Below are 20,201 nucleotides of genomic sequence, written 5' to 3' on the forward strand. Positions count from 1 at the left end.
CCACCAGTCACTAATTCTCGGGTTCAAGCATGATTGTCGCCAGCGGCGGCAGGGTTATCGAGCAGCTTATCTCGCCGCCGGCATCGACGGCCTGCACGCGCCCGCCATTGCCTTTGCCGCTGCCGCCATAGATGTCGGCATCCGTATTGAGGATTTCCCGCCAGCGTCCCGCCGAAGGCAGCCGAATCGAATAGTTTTCGCGGTAGACCGGCGTAAAGTTGCTGATGACGACGACCGGTTTCTGGCCGGGGGCCTTGCGCAGCCAAGCGAAGACCGAGTTCTCGTAATCGTCGGCGATCAGCCATTCGAAGCCGTCGCCTTCGCAGTCGCGGGCATGGAGTGCGGCCTTGCTGCGGTACGTGAAGTTGAGGTCACGCACGAGGCGGCGCATGCCCTCGTGCATGCGATATTGCAGCAGGTTCCAGTCGAGCGATTTGCTTTCGCTCCATTCCGCCCATTGGGCAAATTCCTGCCCCATGAAGAGCAGTTTCTTGCCCGGATACCCCCACATGAAGGCGTAATAGGCGCGCAGATTGGCGAATTTCTGCCAGTCGTCGCCGGGCATCTTGGCGATCAGCGAGCCCTTGCCGTGCACCACTTCGTCGTGGGACAGCGGCAGAACGAAATTCTCCGAATAGGCATAGAGCAGACCGAAGGTCAGTTCGTTGTGGTGATGCTTGCGGTGGACCGGATCGCGGCTCATGTAGCTCAGCGTGTCATGCATGAAGCCCATGTTCCACTTGAAGCCGAAGCCGAGGCCGCCTTCGTGAACCGGCTGCGAAACCTTCGGCCAGGAGGTCGATTCCTCGGCGATGGTCATGACGCCGGGATGTTCGCCGTAGATGCGGGTGTTGAGGTTCTGCAGGAAGCGCACGGCCTCGAGATTTTCGTTGCCGCCGTATTCGTTCGGGATCCATTCGCCGTGTTTGCGCGAATAGTCGAGATAAAGCATCGAAGCGACCGCATCGACGCGCAGCCCATCGAGATGGAATTTCTCGGCCCAGTAGAGCGCGTTGTTGACGAGGTAGGAGACGACCTCGGTACGGCCGAAATTGTAGATCGCCGTGTTCCAGTCGGGATGAAAGCCTTTGCGCGGGTCTTCGTGCTCGTAAAGCGCGGTGCCGTCGAACCAGCCGAGGCCGTGCTCGTCGGTCGGGAAATGCGCCGGCACCCAGTCGAGGATGACGCCGATGCCGACCTTGTGGCAGCCGTTGACGAAACGGGCAAAACCTTCCGGCTCGCCGAAGCGCGCGGTCGGAGCGTAAAGGCCCGTCGTCTGATAGCCCCAGGAGGGATCGTAGGGGTGTTCGGTGATCGGCAGGAATTCAATATGGGTGAAACCCATGTCCACGCAATAGGGGATGAGACGCGAGGCAAGCTCGTCCCAGGAGAGCATGGAACCGTCCTGGCGGCGCTGCCAGGAGCCGGCATGAACCTCGTAAATGCTGATCGGCTGGCGGCGCTTGTCCGCTTCGCGCCAGTGCTTCAGATGCTGCTCGTCCTGCCATTCCTGCGAAAGTTCGGCGGCGGTGACGGAGGCGGTTTTCGGGCGAAGTTCGCTCCGGCGGGCAAAGGGGTCCGCTTTCAATGGCAGAAGCACACCGTCATGGCCGCGGATCTCGAATTTGTAGGGAACGCCGAGCGGCACGTCAGGCGCGAAGATTTCCCATATGCCGCTGTCGGAACGGAAGCGCATGACATGGCGGCGCCCATCCCAATTGTTGAAATCGCCGACGACGGAGACGCGCTGCGCGTTCGGCGCCCAGACGGCAAAGTGGATGCCGGTTGTCCCTTCATGTTTGATGCGATGGGCGCCCATCTTGTCGAAAAGGCGCAGATGCGACCCCTGGCGGGCGTAATAATCGTCCATCGGGCCAAGCACCGGGCCGAAACTGTAGGCGTCGGTTACTGCCCATTCGGCATCGGCGCGCCGGGCGCGATAGCGCACCGGCTGCAATTTGGTGATGGAAAGCTGGCCGCCGAAAATACCGTCGGGATGAATCTGCTGGAGATCGCCGATCAGCGTTCCGTCCAGCGTCATTGCCGTGACGGCTTCCGCGCCCGGAAGGAAGCATCTGGTGATGAAAACCCCGCCGGCCTGGTGAACGCCCAGGACGGCAAAGGGATTGGCATGCGAGCCATTGAGGATTGCCGCGATCTCGTCTGCCGAAATTTCCCAGGGAAGTTTCACTTCAGGGGCGGCTTTCGGCGGCTTCATCAAGCTCTCCAGATCTCGTCGGCATATTGCCGGATCGTGCGGTCGGAAGAGAACCAGCCCATCCGTGCCGTATTGTTGATCGTCTTTTCGTACCAGGAGGACTGGTTGGCCCAGTTCTGGTCCACCTCGCGCTGGGCGGCAGCGTAGGCATCGAAATCTCCGGCAACCATGAACCAGTCATGCGAGTAGATGCCGTCGATGAGGCCGGTATAGCGGTTGCGATCATCAGGAGAGAAGACGCCCGAGCTGATGGCGGAAAGCGCCTGCGACAACTCGCGCGAACCTTCGATGATGGCGCGCGGATTGTGGCCCTCGCTGCGGATCTTGGCGACCTCATCGGCCTGCAGGCCAAAGATGACGATGTTATCTTCGCCGACATTGTCGCGCATTTCGACATTGGCGCCGTCGAGCGTGCCGATCGTCAGCGCGCCGTTGAGGCCGAATTTCATATTGCCGGTTCCCGACGCTTCCATGCCGGCCGTCGAAATCTGCTCGGAAAGGTCGGCGGCCGGAACCATGACTTCCGCGAGCGAGACATTGTAGTTCGGCACGAAGACGACCTTCAGCAGGCCACGCACCGAAGGGTCGTTGTTGATGGTGCGGGCGACATCGTTGATCAGCTTGATGATGAGCTTGGCGTTGTAATAGCTCGGCGCCGCCTTACCGGCGAAGAGCTTTACGCGCGGCACCCAATCCAGTTCGGGATGCGAGCGGATCTGATCGTAAAGCGCCACGGCCTCGACGATGTTGAGGAGCTGGCGCTTGTATTCGTGGATGCGTTTGATCTGAATGTCGAACATCGCCGACGGATCGAGCTTCACGCCCATGCGGCTGGCGACCAGATTGGAAAGCGCCACCTTGTTGGCACGCTTCACGGCGGCGAATTTCTGCTGGAAGCTCGGGTCGGTCGCAAACTTGTCGAGCGCGCGCAGCTTCTCGGCGTCATCGAGGAATTCGTCGCCGATCGCTTCACGCACCAGACCGGTGAGGCCGGGGTTGCACTGCTGCAGCCAGCGGCGCGGCGTGATGCCGTTTGTCTTGTTGTTGATGCGATCGGGGTAGAGCTTGTGCAGGTCGGCGAAGACCGTGACCTTCATCAGGTCGGTGTGCAGGGCCGAGACGCCGTTGATCGAATGCGAGCCGACGAAAGCGAGGTTGCCCATGCGCACGCGGCGGTCGCCGTTTTCATCGATCAGCGAGATCGAGCGGATTTCTGTGTCGGAGAAGTTGCGGGTCTTGCGCGCCTCGATCAGGATTTTGGCGTTGATCGCGTAGATGATCTGCATATGGCGCGGCAGCAGGCGCTCGAACAGCGGAACCGGCCAGCTTTCCAGCGCTTCGGGCAGAAGCGTGTGGTTGGTGTAGGAGAAGGTGCGGCGGGTGATATCCCATGCCGTATCGAAATCCAGGCCATGCACGTCGCAGAGCAGGCGGGTCAGTTCGGCGACGGAAACGGCCGGGTGGGTGTCGTTGAGCTGGATCGCCACCTTGTCCGGCAGCGAGGTAAAGTCGTCGTACTGCTGAAGGTGACGGCGCAGGATGTCCTGCAGCGAAGCGGAGGAGAAGAAATATTCCTGGCGCAGGCGCAGTTCCTGGCCGGCAGGTGTCGCGTCCGCCGGGTAGAGGACGCGGGTCAGGCTTTCGGCCTTGTTGCTCTCGCGCAGGGCGCCGATGTGGTCGCCGGCGTTGAAGGCATCGAGCAGGATCGGGTCGATCGGCTGCGCCGACCACAGGCGGAGCGTATTGACGCGCTTGCCGCGCCAGCCGACGACAGGCGTGTCGAAGGCGGCGGCGATGACGCGCTCGGCCGGCTTCCAGACGTAGCGCGGCTGTTCCTCATGGCTGTTGATGACCTCGATCGAGCCGCCGAAGCCGATTTCATAGGCGCTTTCGCGGCGTTCGAATTCCCAGGGATTGCCGTGCGCAAGCCAGTTTTCCGGCAGTTCGACCTGCCAGCCGTCGGCCATCTGCTGACGGAAGAGGCCGTGAACGTAGCGGATGCCGTAGCCATAGGCGGGCACGTCGACGGTCGCCATCGATTCCATGAAACAGGCGGCAAGACGGCCGAGGCCACCGTTGCCGAGCGCGGCATCGGGCTCCAGGCCGGCAATGACGTTGATATCGACGCCGAGCGAAGCCAGCGCATCGCGAACCTCTTCCATCAGGTTAAGGTTGGAGACGGCATCGCGCATCAGGCGGCCAATCAGGAATTCGAGAGACATATAATAGACGCGCTTGGCGCCGGTCTCGTAAACCTTGCGGGTGGATTCCATCCACTTGTCGATGATGCGGTCACGCACCACGAGGATGGTTGCCGTCAGCCAGTCATGCGGCTTGGCGACCTTGGCATCCTTGCCGATACGGTAGGTCAGACGCTCGATGATTTCCTCAGCGAGGATTTCTGGTCGGGAACTGCGCGGAGCTGGTGAGGGGATGATCGGCTTCGAAACAGTATTCATGGTCAGGTCTCGCCAATTTTGATTTGGTTACAGTATCTTACGCCTGATTCAATCGATTTGTCGCTTACGCCGACAGGGCAGTTTATGCACCGTTATCACGCACTTGCAACAAGGGAATTGGGCAAACGAAAAATTTGCGGAACCTTCATATTCGACCGGCCCAAGGGACTTGATTTCAATCGCTTTTCCCGATCTGATGGGCCGAATAGGGTTTAAACGAAAGCCGCCCCGGTTTGTTCCGGAGCGGCTTTTTGCCGGGATGAAGCACAAGGCTGCAAAAGTCAGTTCGTGAGGAGGGTCTTGCTCGCGGTCGCTTGCTGGCCAATCGCTTGGAAGGCCCCCAAAAGATCATTCAAACTCTCCGCCTTGTAGTAGTATCCGGTCCCGCTTGAGCAATCCTGCAGAAGTTTCTGCCCGCGATCTGGCGCCATGAATGCGATCGAATAGATCTTTATTCCGTTATCTTTGGCCGCGGTGCAAGTCGTTCGCGTGTTGGTATCAGAGGTGGTAGCGTTGTTGTTCCCGTCAGTCATGAACACGATGTATTTGGTTAGCTTCGAATTGCCCGCGGCTTTTTGAATGCCGGTTTCAGATGTGCTATTCGTGCCTGATAAACCATCATAAGCTTTTTGCATGGGAGCAGCGGATTCCGTGCCGTTGCCCGCGGAGAGCTTGTTTATGACATTTGTTCGCGTGCGGGACGTGCCCCAGTCGAATGTGCTGCTAATCCGGACTTTGTCTGACCAGCCAATCGCGTTCGTGCGGACATATTTTGCTGGCTTGGAAGGGTCTGCCTTGTCCAACTGATCAAGAAGAAGATTCGCAGCATCCTTTAGCGCGTCGATCTTTTTGATATAGCACGGGCTTATCTGAACGACATTGCCCTTCTTGTCTGTCTTGGCTTTACCGCTGTCATCGTATTGGACGCAACTCGTCTGAGTTTTGTCTTCCGTGCCAGTGTTTGCCAGCATCGAACCAGACTGATCGAGAACAAGCGTCATCGAAAGGGCGCTTTTTTCCTGCGTGATACCACTCGCGGTCTTGCTTTCTGCGGCAACATTCATCGTCTTGTAGCCGAGGACTCCCATCAGGGGACTAGTTGCCAGCGGATAATTGCAATTGACCGCGATCTTGTAGCTTTTGCCTTCAGATGTTGTAGTCGTGTCGATCTCGACGCTAATCGTCTTTTCAATGTCCGCCAAAATATCTGAATCGACGTAGTTGGCCATTTGCCCGATGACAAAATCCTTGGCGAGCTTTTCGCCGTCGGCGCTCGTTGCAGCTTTTCCATTGGCGAGTGCGGTCGCAACGGCGAGGGCCGCCGAGTCCGTTGCCTCCTGTAGTTGGCGCTGAGACATCACATTGTTAGAGTAGTCGATTGCCACACCCGCAGCGCCGATAAGCACGGGCAGCAGAATGGCCGTCATGATACCGAAATTGCCGCTGCGGTCGCGCCGCAGCCGATCAAAATGCGAATGCAGGGTGTTCATCATGCCCACCGATCCAAAAGGAGCCCTAACTAGGCGCCATTCATGGATCGGATGACTTTAATGGCCGTTAAAGCCAGCCCCTAAAATTGTAAGCAAATGGCTGTTTTTTCCTATTTCGGGATTATTTCAGCGGGATGACGTCCACCGCCTGCACGGAGCGCTGGCTGCCATAGCTCTTGAGCACACCGATGACGGGAGCGACGTCGGAATAGTCACGGCCATAGGCCACGACGATATGGTCGGTTCCGGCGGGGATGTTGTTGGTCGGATCGAGCTCGATCCAGCCGGCGGTCTCGCCGCACCAGACGCGCACCCAGGCATGCATGGCGTCGGCTCCCTCCAGCCGCTCCTTGCCGGGCGGCGGGATGGTGCGCAGGAAGCCGGAGACGTAACCGGCAGGAATGCCGAGGCTGCGGAGCGCCAGGATCATGATATGGGTGAAATCCTGGCAGACGCCGCGCTTCAGCTTGAAGGATTCCACCGGCGTCGTGTCGACGGTCGTCGCTTCCGGATCGTAGGTAAAATCCCTGTTGATGCGGGCACAAAGCGCATAGGCGATCTGCATGACCGTCAGCGAGGGCTGGAGACTGGTCTTTGCATATTCGCTGATCGCCTTGGTTTCCGTCAGGCGCGGACTGTCGCCCAGGAAATGGTGCGGCGATTGCGGATCGAGCGACCAGATTCCGGCGATTTCCTCCGGCAGGTCGGCCAGGAGCGGCGAGAAATCCGCCGATATGACCTGGCTTTCGACCTGCACGCGGGCCTGCATGCGGATATCGAGCGTTTCATGCGGCGAGCGCAACAGAAAGGAGGTCGCCGGATGGTCGAAGAAATCGATGAAGTGCGACTGTTCGTCCGGTTGCGGCGAAATGCTGATCGAACCTGCGATCAGGCGCTGGCGGTTCGCCAGCGACAGCGGCATGAGGCGCATGATGTGGCGCGCGCCGGACGCGGGCGTATCGTAGGCATAGCCCATATGCAAAGTGAGATCGTAGAGCACCGCCGTCATCCGAGGTAGGTCTGCGCCAGAAGATCGGACAGGTGTTCCAGTTCGCGCTCCAGCCGGTGATAGACATCGCCGTTCATCGCCTCGGGCGTCATGACGGCGAGACCGGAATGCAGGCGCATCGCCTCGCGGTAGAAGGGTGACATCTGGCCGTTGATGAGGGCGTTGGGGAGCTGCTCGACCTCGCGGTGGATCTCGTTCATCTGGAAGAGGATCGAACGCGGGTTGAGCGGATCGAGCGCCAGCAGATCGGTCACGGTCAGCCGTGCCGTGTTCACATTGTAGCGACGGCGGTGGGTCATGACGCTGTCGCCGATTTCGAGCAGCATGTCGAGCGCGCCGTCAGGTGCTTCCGGGCCGGACATGTGGCCGAGCAGCCGGGTCATATGCAGGCCGCGTTCGATATAGCGGCCGAGCGAGAGAAAGCGCCAGCCGGTGAAGCGATACATGTTTTCATGCACGAGACCGGCAAAACCTGCGAGCTTGCGCAGCAGGATGGTCATAGCATGGCTGGCGTCGTCGCCGGCGGTGACGGTGGAATGGAAGCGGCGGGCGGTCTTGGCAAGGTCGTTCAGCGCCAGCCATCCGTCGGGCGAGAAACGGTCACGGATGTTGCTCGCCGAATAGACGGCGCTGTCGATATTGCGCAGCAGCGATTCCGGGACAGGCTCGGCCGTGTCGATATCGACGGCGGCGAGATATTGGGTGACGTCGGCGAGCAGCGGCTGGCTGGGGTCGGCGGCCTCGGCATAACGGGCATGCCAGGCACGCAGGATGCGCAGTGCCCCTTCGGCGCGTTCGATATAGCGGCCCAGCCAGAAGAGGTTGTCGGCCGCGCGGCTCGGCAGGCTGCCCGGCATGTTACGGGTGAAGCTTCCTTCGGCGGGCAGGAGCGTGTGGCGCTCGACCGGCTTGTCGCTGACAATCCAGACATCGGCTGCCGCGCCGCCGGACTGCATGGCGATAGCGGCGACGTCGTCCCCCGAGCCGATGCGGGCAAAGCCGCCCGGCATGATCTGCCAGCCGTTGGCCGTTCGGGCGGCAAAGACACGCAACGACATCGGCCGCGGTGTCAGCTTGCCGTTGACCCAGGCAGGCGTGGTCGAGAGAGTGACGACTTCCTGACCGACGAGCTTTGCGCCGTCGCTCGCAAGCCAGTCCGCAATCGAGTTTTTCGCGGTGGCGCGCAACGACGAGCCGAGGACGGATTCACCGTTGTCGTCGAAGAAAGGGGCACGGGAATAGGCCGGGCCGATCACCATCTTCTCGATATTGGCCGCGACATGGTCACGCTCGTCCTTCTGGCCGCACCACCACGTGGCAATGGATGGCAGGTGCAGATCTTCGCCCAAAAGCTTGCGACAGACGGCGGGCATGAAGGCAAGCAGGGCGCGTGTTTCCAGAACGCCGGTGCCGAGCGCGTTGACGATGGTGACGGTTTCGGCGCGGAGCGACTCGACAAGTCCCGGCGTGCCGATATGCGAGTTCTGGTTCAGTTCCAGCGGATCGGCATAGGCGGAATCAAGACGCCGCCAGAGCACGCCGATCGGCTTCAGGCCGGCGACGGTACGCACCATGACGCGGCCGTTGACGACTGTCAGGTCCTCGCCTTCCAGCAGCATGAAGCCGAGGTAGCGGGCAATGTAAGCGTGCTCGAAATAGGTCTCGTTTGCCGGTCCGGGGGTCAGGACCGCAATGCGGTCGTCACCGGAATGTTTCATCGTCTGCAGCGCATCGCGGAAGGCGCCGAAGAAGGAGGCGAGGCGGTGAACCGGCGTTTCGGCATAGATATCGGAAAAGGCGCGGGTCGTCGCCACGCGGTTTTCCAGCGCAAAGCCCGCGCCGGAGGGAGCCTGCGTGCGGTCGGCCAGCACCCACCAGTTGCCGTCGGGGCCGCGGCCGATCTCGAAGGCGCAGAAATGCAGGTAGTGCCCGGTTGCCGGTTTGACGCCAACCAGCGGCCGCTGAAATTCCGGATTGGCGGCGATGAGGGCAGGCGGAACGATGCCCTCCTTGACGAGCTTGTTGTCGCCGTAGATGTCGGCGACCATCGCTTCGAGGAGATTGGCGCGCTGCACCAGGCCTGCCGAAAGGGCCTGCCATTCGCGCTCGTCGATCAGTACCGGAATGTGGGAGAGCGGCCAGGCGCGCTCGCCGCTGCCCTTGGCCCCGTAGGCCCGGTAAAAGACGCCTGCGTCGCGCAGGTAGCGATCGGCGCGGGCGAAACGCTCGGCCAGATCCTTTTCCGGCATGGCGTTCAGATGGGCGAGGAAACGCTGCCAGACCGGGCGGACGGCGCCGTTATTGTCCACCATCTCGTCGGCGATGCCGGGCAAGGGGGCGTAGTCGAAGATCGCATCCGCCCCGGCGCGTTCTTCGATCTCGTCCCTCAGTTCCAGTGCAGGCTTCTTGCCCATAAGTCCCAGTTTCTTCAAATACCAACGGGTCGCCTCAGATCCAGCGTGAGCGGAAATTCAGGCGAAACCGTTTCGGCGCGCGGAATATAACCGCCCGCCGTATGTCCCCACGGCTCGAAGCGGGCGAGGCGGCGCGCTTGCGCCTCGTTGCCGTTGACCGGGAAGGTGTCATAGTTCCGGCCGCCCGGATGGGCAACGTGATAGATGCAGCCGCCGATCGAACGTTTCGACCATGTATCATAAATGTCAAAAGTCAAAGGCGTATTCACCGGCAAAACGGGATGTAATCCGGAAGCCGGCTGCCAGGCCTTGAAACGCACGCCGGCGACCGAGACGCCTGACGTTCCCGTCGGCGTCAGCGGCACGATCCTGCCGTTGCAGGTGACGGTGTAGCGCGACGCGTTGCCGGTTTCGAGACGCACCTGGAGGCGCTCGACGGACGAATCGACATAACGCACCGTGCCGCCGATCGCGCCCTGTTCACCCATGACATGCCAGGGTTCCAGCGCCTGGCGCAGCTCCAGTTTCGAGCCTTCGTATTCGACCTCGCCGCAGAAGGGAAAGCGGAATTCGAGCTGCGCCTTGAACCATTCGGGGCTGAGGTCGAAGCCGTTTTCCCGGAGGTCTGCCAGCACATCGAGGAAATCCTGCCAGACGTAGTGCGGCAGCATGAAACGGTCATGCAGTGCGGTGCCCCAGCGCACGAATTTGCCGTCTGCCGGATTCGCCCAGAAACGGGCGATCAGTGCCCGCACCAGCAATTGCTGGGCAAGCGACATGCGGGCATTCGGCGGCATTTCGAAACCGCGGAATTCGATGAGACCGAGACGGCCCGTCGGGCCATCGGGCGAGAAGAGCTTGTCGATGCAGATCTCGGCGCGATGGGTGTTGCCGGTTACGTCGATCAAGAGGTTGCGGAACAGGCGATCGACCAGCCAGGGCAGGGGCTGCAGGCCGCGGCCGGGGGCCGGAATCTGCGCCAGCGCGATTTCCAGCTCGTAGAGACTGTCGTGCCGGGCCTCGTCGATGCGCGGCGCCTGGCTGGTCGGGCCGATGAAAAGACCCGAGAAGAGGTAGGAGAGCGAGGGGTGGCGCTGCCAGTGCAGCACCAGGCTTTTCAGCAGGTCCGGACGGCGCAGGAACGGGCTGTTGTTCGGATTGCTGCCGCCGACGACGACGTGGTTGCCGCCGCCGGTGCCGGTGTGGCGACCGTCGATCATGAATTTGTCGGCGCCGAGGCGGCTTTCGCGCGCCTCCTCGTAAATGGCGGTGGTGATGTCGACGGTGTCTTTCCATGTGGAAGAAGGATGGATGTTGACCTCGATGACGCCGGGATCGGGCGCCACGCGGATGACGTTGATGCGCTCGTCCTGCGGCGGCGCATATCCTTCGATATGGACGGCGAGACCGAGAGCGGCGGCTGCGCGCTCGGTCGAGGCAATGAGGTCGAGATAATCCTCCAGCGTTTCGGTCGGCGGCATGAAGACGCAGAGCCGGCCGTCACGCGGCTCGACGGAAATTGCGGTGCGCACGTGGCCGCCGATCTCGCTGACCGACTGCGGCATGGTCGGCTGCTGGCCGGTGAAGGGCTGGAAATGCGCAGCCTGCAGCGCCCGCCCGCTGTCCTGGCCGAAATCCGGCAGTTCGGACCGCTGCACGAAGGGATCGAGCGGGTTGATATAGGGATATTGCGAGGGCGGGATATAGGCCAGCGAATTGAGCGGCAGGCGATAGCCCACCGGGCTGTCGCCGGGTACGAGGAAGATGCGGCCGCGCCGCGTCGACCATTTCTCGCTCGTCCAGGTGCGGCCGCTGGCTCGCGCATTCCAGGCCTGGACGGGCAGCACATAGCCGGTCGGACGCGTCAAGCCGCGATCGAAGACACGGGCGATGCGCGTGCGCTCCTCCGGATCCTTCAGCCTGGAATTCGACGGATCGACGTTTTCCGGAAGGCCTGCTTCCTTGACCAGCCATTCGGCCGGATCTTCGAAGGCGGGGGCGACATAATCGGGCGAAATATCCAGCTCTCCGGCAATCGCCGTCAGCAGACGGCCGGCATCGTCCTCCGTGACCTGGTAGTTGCGGCCCTCGACAGCGACGAGAGCGTCGCTCGACCAGATCGGCAAGCCGTCCTTGCGCCAATAGAGAGAGAAGGTCCAGCGCGGCAGGCTTTCGCCGGGATACCATTTGCCCTGGCCGTAGTGCAGGAATCCGTCCGGCGCAAAACGGGCGCGCAGTCGCCGGATCAGCGCATCGGCCTTCTCGCGTTTCGTCGGGCCGACGGCCTCGGTGTTCCATTCGGCGGATTCGAAATCGTCGATGGAGACGAAGGTCGGCTCGCCGCCCATGGTCAGGCGCACATCTTCGGCCTCAAGGATGCGGTCGACCTTCTCGCCGAGTTCGTTGAGTTCGTCCCAGGCGTCGTCGGAAAATGGCTTGGTGATGCGGGGGTGTTCGGCAACACGGGCAACCTTCATGTCGAAGGCGAATTCGGTCTCGGCTTCGCCGTAATAGCCCCCCGATATCGGCGCGGCATTGCGAAAATGCGGTGTGGCGGCAAGGGGGATATGGCTCTCGCCGGTCAGGAGGCCGGAAGTCGGATCAAGGCCGATCCAGCCGGCGCCGGGAAGATAGACTTCGGCCCAGGCATGGAGATCGGTGAAATCATACTTGGTGCCGGAGGGGCCATCGAGCGCCTTGAGGTCGGGGGTCAGCTGGATCAGATAGCCGGAGACGAAGCGGGCGGCGAGGCCGAGATGGCGCAGGATCTGCACCAATAGCCAGCTCGTATCGCGGCAGGAGCCTTTGGCGCTTTCCAGCGTCTCTTCGGGTGTCTGCACGCCGGCTTCCATGCGGATGACATAGCCGATCTGCTGCTGCAGGCGCATGTTGAGGCCGACGATGATATCGACCGTCTTCTGCTTTGACCGATCGAGCGTTTCGAGGAAGGCCTTCAGGCGCGGGCCTGGCTCTTCCGGCGTCATGTAGATCGACAGGTCTTCGCGGATCGTCTCGGGATAGTCGAAGGGCCACATCGTCGCTTCCTCTTCGACGAAGAAGTCGAAGGGATTGTAGACGGTCATGTCGGCGACGAGATCGACCTCGATCTTGAACTCGCTCACCGGGTCCGGGAAGACGAAGCGGGCGAGATAGTTGCCGTACGGGTCCTGCTGCAGGTTCACGAAATGGTTTGACGGCGTGACCTTCAGCGAATGGCTCAAGACCCGCGTCTTCGAATGCGAGGCCGGTTTCAGGCGGATGATCTGTGGGCCGAGGCGGACCGGTTTGTCATATTGATAATGGGTCAGGTGGTAGATGCTGGCTTTGATCGACATATTGCTCTTTTTGTCCGCGTGCCGTTGATCGGCTTAGCTGTTCCCGAAGCCAGTGTGTGCAATGCAGCGAAAGAATGCAAGGCGGAAAGGTTAACGCCGCGGCGGCTTTCAGGCGGCGCGGTTGAAGGTCACGGAAGCCTTGAGGCCTCTGCCGCCGCGGCCGGGAATGAGGGCGAGCCGCGCGTTGAAAAGATTGGCGATTTCCTCGACGATGGGAAGGCCAAGGCCGGCGCCGGGGGCGCCGGAGTCATTGCCGCGGGAGAAACGTTTTCTAACCGCTTCGAGCTTTTCGGGGGGGATGCCCGGCCCATTGTCCTCGACCTCCAGCCGCACCGTTTCGGCGTCTTCGACAATGCGCACGGTCACTTCCGCGCCCTTGCCGGCATAGGCGATGGCGTTGCCGGCAAGATTGCGCAGCATTTCGCCGATCAGCAGCGGCTCGGCGCGGATCATGGCGGGTCCCTCACCTTCGAAGCCGAGATCGATGCCGGCCTCGGCGGCGCGAGGGATCTGCTCGCCGGTGATCTCCTGGGCGATGGCGGAAAGGTCGATGGCCTCGGCCGCCAGCGCCTCCTTGGCGGTTGCGGCATCGATCTTTGCCATCAGCAAAAGCTGGGCAAGGATGCGCTCGGCATGGGCAACCGCCTGATCGCCCTTGAGGGCGGCGTGCTGCGCTTCGTCCAGGGAGCCGGCGCGGGAGGAGAGGGCAAGCTGGGTGCGGATGATGGCGAGCGGCGTGCGCAGCTGATGGCTGGCATTGCCGGTGAAATTGCGCAGCGCGTCGAGGGCCGATTGCAGGCGCACCATGAAGGAATTGACGGTATCGACGAGCGGCTGCACCTCGCTCGGCACCGATTGCTCGATCGGGTGCAGGTCGTCGGGGCTGCGCTCGCCGATGGCGTCGCCGAGCTTGTAGAGCGGCCGCAGCGCCACGGTAACGGAAATCCAGACGATGACGGCGGCCCCGGCAATCATGACGGCAAGGCGAAGCGCGGAGCGGACCAGGATCGCCTGGGCAAGCTGACGGCGGGCGATGGTCGTTTCGGCGACGGTGACGACGAAAGGCACGGAGCGGATGCCGGTGGAGGCGGAGCGTCCCAGGGTCGCGACGCGGATCGGCTCGCCACGGAAGATATCGTCGGCGAAGGAGGCGGTATCGCCCTGGGTTTCCTTCAATACCGGAAGCGCCTGATAGCCGGTGATGAATGTGCCGGGCGGGCCGTCGACACGGTAGAAGACGCGGTCCTGCGCTGCCGAGGTCAGCATTTCCAGCGCGACATAGGGAATGTCCACCTCGAGCGTGCCGTCTTCGGCAACGACAACACGCTCGGCGATTGCCAGAGCGGAGCCGGCCAGCACGCGGTCGGAGACGATATTCGAAGTCTGCACGGCTTCGCGCCAGGTATCGGCCAGCGCCAGCGTGCCGATGACGGCGGTCGAGACCAGCAACCAGAAAAGCAGTCGGCGCCGGAGCGAGTAGGCGGCCGTCATGAGGCCTCGGGCAATTTGTCGAGATAATAGCCGATACCGCGGGCGGTCCTGACCGTCAGGCCGTGCGGCGAAAGCCTCTTTCGCAGGCGGCTGACATATTGCTCGATGGCATTGGCCGAAATGTCGTCGTCGAAAGCGGTCAGCGACTGCATGATCGCCTCCTTGGCGACGACCTTGCCGGCACGCATGAAGAGGATTTCCAGCAGGCCAAGCTCGCGGGCGGGAATATCGAGCGGCGTGGCGCCGGCCGAGAAGGCGCGGGAATTGAGGTCGAGCGAGATCGCTCCGAAACTGACGGTCGAGGAATGCAGCCCGGCCTGACGGCGAAGAAGCACGCGCACGCGCGCTTCGAATTCGGCAATGTCGAAAGGTTTGATGAGATAGTCGTCGGCGCCGAGATCCAGCCCCTTTACGCGTTCTTCCGGCGAACCCCGCGCCGTCAGGATGAGTACCGCAGCCCGGCTGCCGCGGGAGCGCATGGCGCGCAGCACATCGAGCCCGTCCATTTCCGGAAGGTTCAGATCGAGGATGACGAGATCGAAATTTTCCGCTGCGATGACGGCATTGGCCGAAGCCCCGTCATGGACGACATCCACAGCATGGCCCGTGCCGCGCAAGATCGCCGACAGGCCGTCGGCCAAGGCGATATTGTCTTCGGTAAGCAGGATGCGCAACGGATGTTTCCCCGAGTTTTTCGGAGAGTTTATCAGGGATGGCGGCCCGATGTCACAGCGATTCTGGGAATTGGGTGAACGGGAAAGTAGGCAATTCGTCAAAAGCTCGTTTTGCTTCTTCCGGGTTACCGCGCCGACCATATGGCTGGGCCGATGCCGCCGTGGTAGGATTTACGAGGGTTGGAGGCTGCAAGATGGGTGAGCTGTCGGTCGCGCTTGCGGAAAGCCCTGAAGATATCGATGCCGTGCGACATCTCAGCCGTGCCTTCAGGCAATGGCTTTACGACAATTATCCGGCCGAGCGGGCGCAGGTGGAACTCTACTATAATCCCGAAAAGTTCGAGGCCTTGCTTGCCGAACTGCCCCGCATCCATGCAAGGCCGCAAGGCGCGATGTTTCTGGCGCGTCTCGACGGCGAGACGATAGGCTGCGTGATGCAGCACGAGATTGCTCCCGGCGTCTCGGAGATGAAGCGCCTTTTCGTTTCCGAGCGGGCGCGCGGAAGCGGCGCGGCACGCGCGCTCTGCGAGGCTTCGCTGGCTCGGGCAAAGGAGGACGGCTACCGACTGATGCGGCTCGACACCGGCTTTCGGCAGGTCGCGGCGCAGAAGCTCTATCGTCGCCTGGGTTTTCGCGAGCGTGATGCCTATTACAGCGTTCCTGACGATCTCAAGCCGATTTTGGTCTTCTTCGAGCGCGAACTCTGAAGCTCCGCTTGTTTCACGCTTTTTGCTCGGGCATTCTCCGCACATGAGAAGCCTTTTCTTTCTGTTCCTGTGCCTGGCACCCGGCCTTGCGGCCGCCGACCAGGTCTTTTATCCGGCGAAGTCCGGCAACGCGGCTGCGCCGGTGCTGACGGTCTATTCCTCGCTCGACGAGCCGCTGGCGCAGCCGATGATCCGCGGCTTTCAGGACGCCAATCCGGATGTGGCGGTCGAATATGAGGACATGCTGACGGGGGACATTTACGACAGGATCGTCCGCGAGACGGATGCCGGTCAAAAGACGGCGGACTTTGCCTTCTCCTCGGCGATGGACCTGCAGGTGAAACTTTCGAATGACGGTTATGCGCAGGTCAGCAACCTGCCGATGAGCGCCCAGTGGCCGAAATGGGCGAACTGGCGCAACACCGCCTATGCGCTGACCTTCGAACCGGCGGTCTTCGTCTATCACAAGCCGAGCTTTGCCCATGAAACGGTGCCGAGTTCGCGGGCGGAATTCGTCGATTACCTGAAACGCAAAGGCAACGAGGTCTACGGGCGGATCGGCACCTACGACATAGAGCGTTCCGGCGTGGGCTTCCTGTTCATGGCGCGCGATCAGGAACAGTTCGGCGATATCTGGTCGGTGATCGGCGCCATGGGAGCGGCGGGCGTAAAACTCTATTCGACCAGCTCGGCGATCCTCGAGCGCGTGGCCGATGGCCGGTTCGTGCTCGGTTACAATATACTCGGATCCTATGCTGCCGACTGGGCCTCGAGCCATCCCGACGTGGGCATTGTTCTGCCGAAGGATTACACGGTCGTGATGTCGCGCATCGGCCTCGTGCCGCAGGCGGCGGCCGAGCCGGAACTGGGGCGCCGCTACCTTGCCTTCTTCATGTCGAAGGAAGGCCAGACCATCATGGCGCGCGAGCTGCAGATCCCCGCCGTCAGCCCGGAAGTGGCAGGCGAGAATACCGCCAATACGTTGCAGGAACTGCTCGGCGCACAGTTGCGCCCGGTGCCGGTCAGCCCGGGTCTCATGGTCTATCTCGACCAGGTGAAACGCGCGCGCCTGATTGCGCATTGGAACGAGGTGTTGCGGACGCAGTGAAGGACTGGCTTGCCCAATGGAAAACATGCGGGCTGACCAAAATAAATCTTATGATCTCAATGACTAAGCTGTTTCGATGAGGGCGTGCGCCTGTCTTTCCGTCCAGAAAAATCGTCGCAGGGCAAAATATTTTTTCGACGTTGCAATGTCCCATAATGGACACCTTCATTGGGATTTTACACCGATAAGTAATACTTATCACCGAATTTCCATATATTTTTGTCCTGTTTATATGACTGAATTTGCAACCTTTGATTTTTTATTGCCGATTCCTAGCGCGGCCATTTAGCGAAAATTAAGCAGAATCCAGTGGTTATTTCTGGCGATGAAATCATCGCGGCAGGCTCATTTCCGGGCTGCCGCGCACACGGCATGATGTCGCTAACAATCTTTTCCGGGCCGGGGCGGATGCATCTCGATGCATCTCTCCACATCTAGAGGTTTTATTTTCATGACGCGTCCAAATGTGAAGACGTCGATGATCGGCATATTTTCACTGATTGCCGTTCTGTTCGCACTGTCCGCTTATATTTCCATTCGTGGCCTGAACACTTTCAACGAGAATGCCAACCATTTCGCGACGAGCTTCCTGCCGGGCGTTTCCAAGGCGATGGATATCCAGATCGCGCGTTATTCCCTGCGCGGTTCCTATGGCGATTACGTGATGGGCCGGGCCGAGAACGGTCAGGACAGTTACGAGAAAAAGATCAAGTCGAAGCAGGGGGACCTGCTCAAGGCCGTGGCTGACTACAAGGAGCAGGTCGATACCGATGCCGAGCGTGAGGCATTTGCCAAGATCGACGATGCGGCTTCGAAATATGCCGCGGCCGGCGACCAGCTGATTTCGCTCGTCAAGGCGGGCGACAAGGAAAAGGCGCTCAAGGTCTTCCAGGAAGACATCGGTCCGATCGCCGACGACCTTGCAGCAAGCGTCGACAAGGTTGTGAAGTTCAACAAGTCGGCGGCTGCCGACGCAGCCGAAGAGAACACGGCCGAGTTCAACCAGACGCTGACACTGCTCTCCGTCATCCTTGGTGTCAGCGCGTTGCTGGTCTGCGGCGCAGCCTATTTCGGCATTGCCGGCATTGCCAATGCGATCAGCCGCATCACCGGCTCCATGCGCGCACTGGCAGGTGGAGACACGCAGGTCAAGGTTGCCGATATGGAGCGCAGCGACGAGATCGGCGAAATGGCCAAGGCCGTCGAAGTCTTCCGTCAGGCCGCCATCGAGAACACGAACCTGCAGGCTGAGGCCGAAAGGAACCGTATGCAGGCGGAAGCCGACCGCGCGCGGCTGACGCGCGAAGCCGAAGCTGCTGCCCAGGCACGCCTCAATGAGGCGACCGCGGGTCTTGCCTCCGGCCTCAAGCGCCTTGCGGGCGGCGACCTGGGCTTCCAGCTGACCGAGGCCTTCGCGCCTGATTTCGAACCGCTCCGTCACGACCTGAATGGCGCTGTCATGCAGCTCGCGGACACGATGAAGTCCATCGCGTCTTCCGCCGGTGCGATCGACAGCGGCACGCGCGAAATCGGCAGCGGTGCGGATGACCTTTCCCGCCGCACCGAGCAGCAGGCAGCCTCGCTCGAAGAGACGGCTGCGGCTCTCGACGAGATCACGGTCAACGTCTCGAATTCGTCGAAGCGCGCTGACGAGGCCCGCCAGGTTGCGATCCAGGCAAACGAAAGCGCCACACGCTCCGGCATGGTCGTCGCCAACGCCATCGACGCGATGCAGAGGATCGAACAGTCGTCGAACCAGATTTCCAACATTATCGGCGTCATCGACGAGATCGCTTTCCAGACCAACCTTTTGGCGCTCAACGCCGGCGTCGAGGCCGCCCGCGCCGGTGAAGCCGGCAAGGGCTTTGCGGTCGTCGCGCAGGAAGTGCGTGAACTTGCCCAGCGCTCCGCGGCAGCTGCCAAGGAGATCAAGGATCTGATCCGCAATTCGTCGGTCGAAGTGCAGGGTGGCGTTCAGCTCGTTCGCGAGACCGGCGATGCGCTGAAGACCATCGAAAACCTGATCGTATCGATCAATCAGCACATGGATGCGATCGCAACTTCGTCCAGAGAACAGTCGACCGGTCTCAGCGAGGTCAACAGCGCCGTCAACCAGATGGACCAGGTGACACAGCAGAACGCCGCGATGGTCGAAGAAACGAATGCCGCGAGCGCGACGCTGGCCGCCGAAGCCGAACGCCTTCGCGACCTTATCGCCAACTTCAAGCTGGCCGGCGATGTCAACCAGGCCTCCGCGGATGCGGCCGCACTTCGCCGCACCGCCTCGGCCATGGCGCGGCCCAGCCAGAAGCAGGCACCAGCCTATCGCAGCAACGGCAACGCCGCTGTCGCGCAGGAATGGTCTGAGTTCTAAGCCGAAACATGAAGGGCGAGGTTCGCCGCCGGCGCGCCTCGCCCTTTTGCATATGTGCAAGCACGGCTGTCGCGTCAGCCCTTGCGGATCACCACTTCCAGATATTCGGCCGGCACGACCATGGTGCCGTCCTTGGCGCGGTTGAAGCGATCGATCAGCGCCAGGAAATCCTCCTCAAGTGCGGCCTTGCCCGGTTGCGGCAGAGCTTCGAAGGCCTTGTGGACAGGGCCATACCAGGTGCGGAACACTTCCAGCCAATGGGCGGGCGAGCGGTAGCGGAAATTATACATAAGCGACGTCGCTTCGATGCTGGCGCGACCGCCGAACATCTCCTCCAGTCTCGCCTTCGTGCCCCAGAGCGCCGGCGATCTGACGCCCGGCATGGGCGGAATATGCTTGCCTATCGTCTTGAAGACCTGCCCGATGAAGCTTTCCGGCGTCCAGTTGGCCATGCCGATACGTCCGCCGGAGCGGCAGACGCGCAGCATCTCCTCTGCCGCCTTGTCCTGATCCGGCGTGAACATGACGCCGAAGGTGGAGACCACGACATCGAAGCTTGAGTCCTTGAACGGCAGGGCCTCGGCATCGGCCTGCCGGAAATCCACCGCCAGCCCGTTTGCCATCGCCCGTTCGCGGCCGCGCTCCAGAAGCTCCGGCACGTAGTCGGTCGATGTCACTTCGGCCCAGCGCCGCGCAGCGGCAAGCGTGGCATTGCCGTTGCCGGCGGCGATATCGAGAACCTTTTCGCCAGACCGCAGATCCAGGGCTTCGCAAAGGCTCTCGCCGACGATCTGCAGCCGGGCGCCGATGACGGAATAGTCACCCGATGCCCAGGCGACCTGCTGGCGCGATTTCAGCGCCGCGAGATCAGGTGCGGGTTGTGTCACGGCATTCGCTGTGGTTTGCATGGCATGTCTCCTCT

Annotated in this window: 12 protein-coding genes; 3 read left to right on the forward strand and 9 right to left on the reverse strand. The window is 61.5% G+C overall.

Translation table 11 applies throughout. The annotated features are described in order from the left end of the window. Positions 1-10: 10 nt before the first annotated feature. The 8 genes from glgB to ACU8HS_RS12395 form a co-directional block, all read right to left on the reverse strand. Positions 11-2,218: a 1,4-alpha-glucan branching protein GlgB gene (gene glgB / locus ACU8HS_RS12360; protein ID WP_112563713.1), complete on the reverse strand. Its 2,208-nt coding sequence runs from the start codon at positions 2,216-2,218 to the stop codon at positions 11-13. Next, entirely contained in the window at positions 2,218-4,677 is a 2,460-nt protein-coding gene (locus ACU8HS_RS12365; RefSeq protein WP_113412901.1) for a glycogen/starch/alpha-glucan phosphorylase, read from the reverse strand. The genes glgB and ACU8HS_RS12365 overlap by 1 nt, the downstream gene beginning before the upstream one ends. A 281-nt stretch (positions 4,678-4,958) precedes the next feature. Next, entirely contained in the window at positions 4,959-6,170 is a 1,212-nt protein-coding gene (locus ACU8HS_RS12370) for a TadE/TadG family type IV pilus assembly protein (RefSeq protein WP_112563717.1), read from the reverse strand. Positions 6,171-6,288: 118 nt separating this feature from the next. Then, positions 6,289-7,176 (reverse strand): transglutaminase-like domain-containing protein, encoded by an 888-nt coding sequence (locus ACU8HS_RS12375; protein WP_112703734.1) that lies wholly within the window; start codon positions 7,174-7,176, stop codon positions 6,289-6,291. Further along, positions 7,173-9,590, reverse strand: a complete 2,418-nt coding sequence (locus tag ACU8HS_RS12380) for a circularly permuted type 2 ATP-grasp protein (protein ID WP_447014486.1) — start codon at positions 9,588-9,590, stop codon at positions 7,173-7,175. Before ACU8HS_RS12380 ends, ACU8HS_RS12375 begins: the two co-directional genes overlap by 4 nt. Before the next feature lie 14 nt (positions 9,591-9,604). Continuing rightward, entirely contained in the window at positions 9,605-12,925 is a 3,321-nt protein-coding gene (locus tag ACU8HS_RS12385) for a transglutaminase family protein (protein ID WP_447014487.1), read from the reverse strand. Positions 12,926-13,033: 108 nt separating this feature from the next. Next, on the reverse strand, positions 13,034-14,416 hold the full coding sequence (locus ACU8HS_RS12390) for a sensor histidine kinase (RefSeq protein WP_112703731.1): 1,383 nt from the start codon (positions 14,414-14,416) through the stop codon (positions 13,034-13,036). Then, positions 14,413-15,090: a response regulator transcription factor gene (locus ACU8HS_RS12395; RefSeq protein ID WP_112563727.1), complete on the reverse strand. Its 678-nt coding sequence runs from the start codon at positions 15,088-15,090 to the stop codon at positions 14,413-14,415. The genes ACU8HS_RS12390 and ACU8HS_RS12395 overlap by 4 nt, the downstream gene beginning before the upstream one ends. Positions 15,091-15,284: 194 nt before the next feature. On the opposite strand from ACU8HS_RS12395, the gene ACU8HS_RS12400 reads away from it, so the two are divergent. From ACU8HS_RS12400 to ACU8HS_RS12410, 3 genes are all read left to right on the forward strand, one after another. After that, positions 15,285-15,797: a GNAT family N-acetyltransferase gene (locus ACU8HS_RS12400; protein ID WP_112703729.1), complete on the forward strand. Its 513-nt coding sequence runs from the start codon at positions 15,285-15,287 to the stop codon at positions 15,795-15,797. Between the two features lie 43 nt (positions 15,798-15,840). Beyond that, on the forward strand, positions 15,841-16,905 hold the full coding sequence (locus tag ACU8HS_RS12405) for an ABC transporter substrate-binding protein (RefSeq protein ID WP_113412903.1): 1,065 nt from the start codon (positions 15,841-15,843) through the stop codon (positions 16,903-16,905). 451 nt (positions 16,906-17,356) lie between these two features. After that, a complete protein-coding gene (locus tag ACU8HS_RS12410) occupies positions 17,357-19,279 on the forward strand; it encodes a methyl-accepting chemotaxis protein (protein WP_112755866.1) in 1,923 nt (640 codons plus the stop codon). Between the two features lie 74 nt (positions 19,280-19,353). On the opposite strand, the gene ACU8HS_RS12415 is transcribed toward ACU8HS_RS12410, so the two are convergent. Beyond that, a complete protein-coding gene (locus ACU8HS_RS12415) occupies positions 19,354-20,187 on the reverse strand; it encodes a class I SAM-dependent methyltransferase (protein WP_112755868.1) in 834 nt (277 codons plus the stop codon). Between the last annotated feature and the right edge of the window lie 14 nt (positions 20,188-20,201).

The organism is Rhizobium sp. KDH_Rht_773_N (assembly GCF_052946295.1).

Excerpts from the sequence above, each read along its gene's own strand:
- glgB (WP_112563713.1), bottom strand. The coding sequence starts at position 2,218 with ATGAAGCCGCCGAAAGCCGCCCCTGAAGTGAAACTTCCCTGGGAAATT.
- ACU8HS_RS12365 (WP_113412901.1), bottom strand. The coding sequence starts at position 4,677 with ATGAATACTGTTTCGAAGCCGATCATCCCCTCACCAGCTCCGCGCAGT.
- ACU8HS_RS12370 (WP_112563717.1), bottom strand. The coding sequence starts at position 6,170 with ATGATGAACACCCTGCATTCGCATTTTGATCGGCTGCGGCGCGACCGC.
- ACU8HS_RS12375 (WP_112703734.1), bottom strand. The coding sequence starts at position 7,176 with ATGACGGCGGTGCTCTACGATCTCACTTTGCATATGGGCTATGCCTAC.
- ACU8HS_RS12380 (WP_447014486.1), bottom strand. The coding sequence starts at position 9,590 with ATGGGCAAGAAGCCTGCACTGGAACTGAGGGACGAGATCGAAGAACGC.
- ACU8HS_RS12385 (WP_447014487.1), bottom strand. The coding sequence starts at position 12,925 with ATGTCGATCAAAGCCAGCATCTACCACCTGACCCATTATCAATATGAC.
- ACU8HS_RS12390 (WP_112703731.1), bottom strand. The coding sequence starts at position 14,416 with ATGACGGCCGCCTACTCGCTCCGGCGCCGACTGCTTTTCTGGTTGCTG.
- ACU8HS_RS12400 (WP_112703729.1), top strand. The coding sequence starts at position 15,285 with ATGGGTGAGCTGTCGGTCGCGCTTGCGGAAAGCCCTGAAGATATCGAT.
- ACU8HS_RS12405 (WP_113412903.1), top strand. The coding sequence starts at position 15,841 with ATGAGAAGCCTTTTCTTTCTGTTCCTGTGCCTGGCACCCGGCCTTGCG.
- ACU8HS_RS12410 (WP_112755866.1), top strand. The coding sequence starts at position 17,357 with ATGACGCGTCCAAATGTGAAGACGTCGATGATCGGCATATTTTCACTG.
- ACU8HS_RS12415 (WP_112755868.1), bottom strand. The coding sequence starts at position 20,187 with ATGCAAACCACAGCGAATGCCGTGACACAACCCGCACCTGATCTCGCG.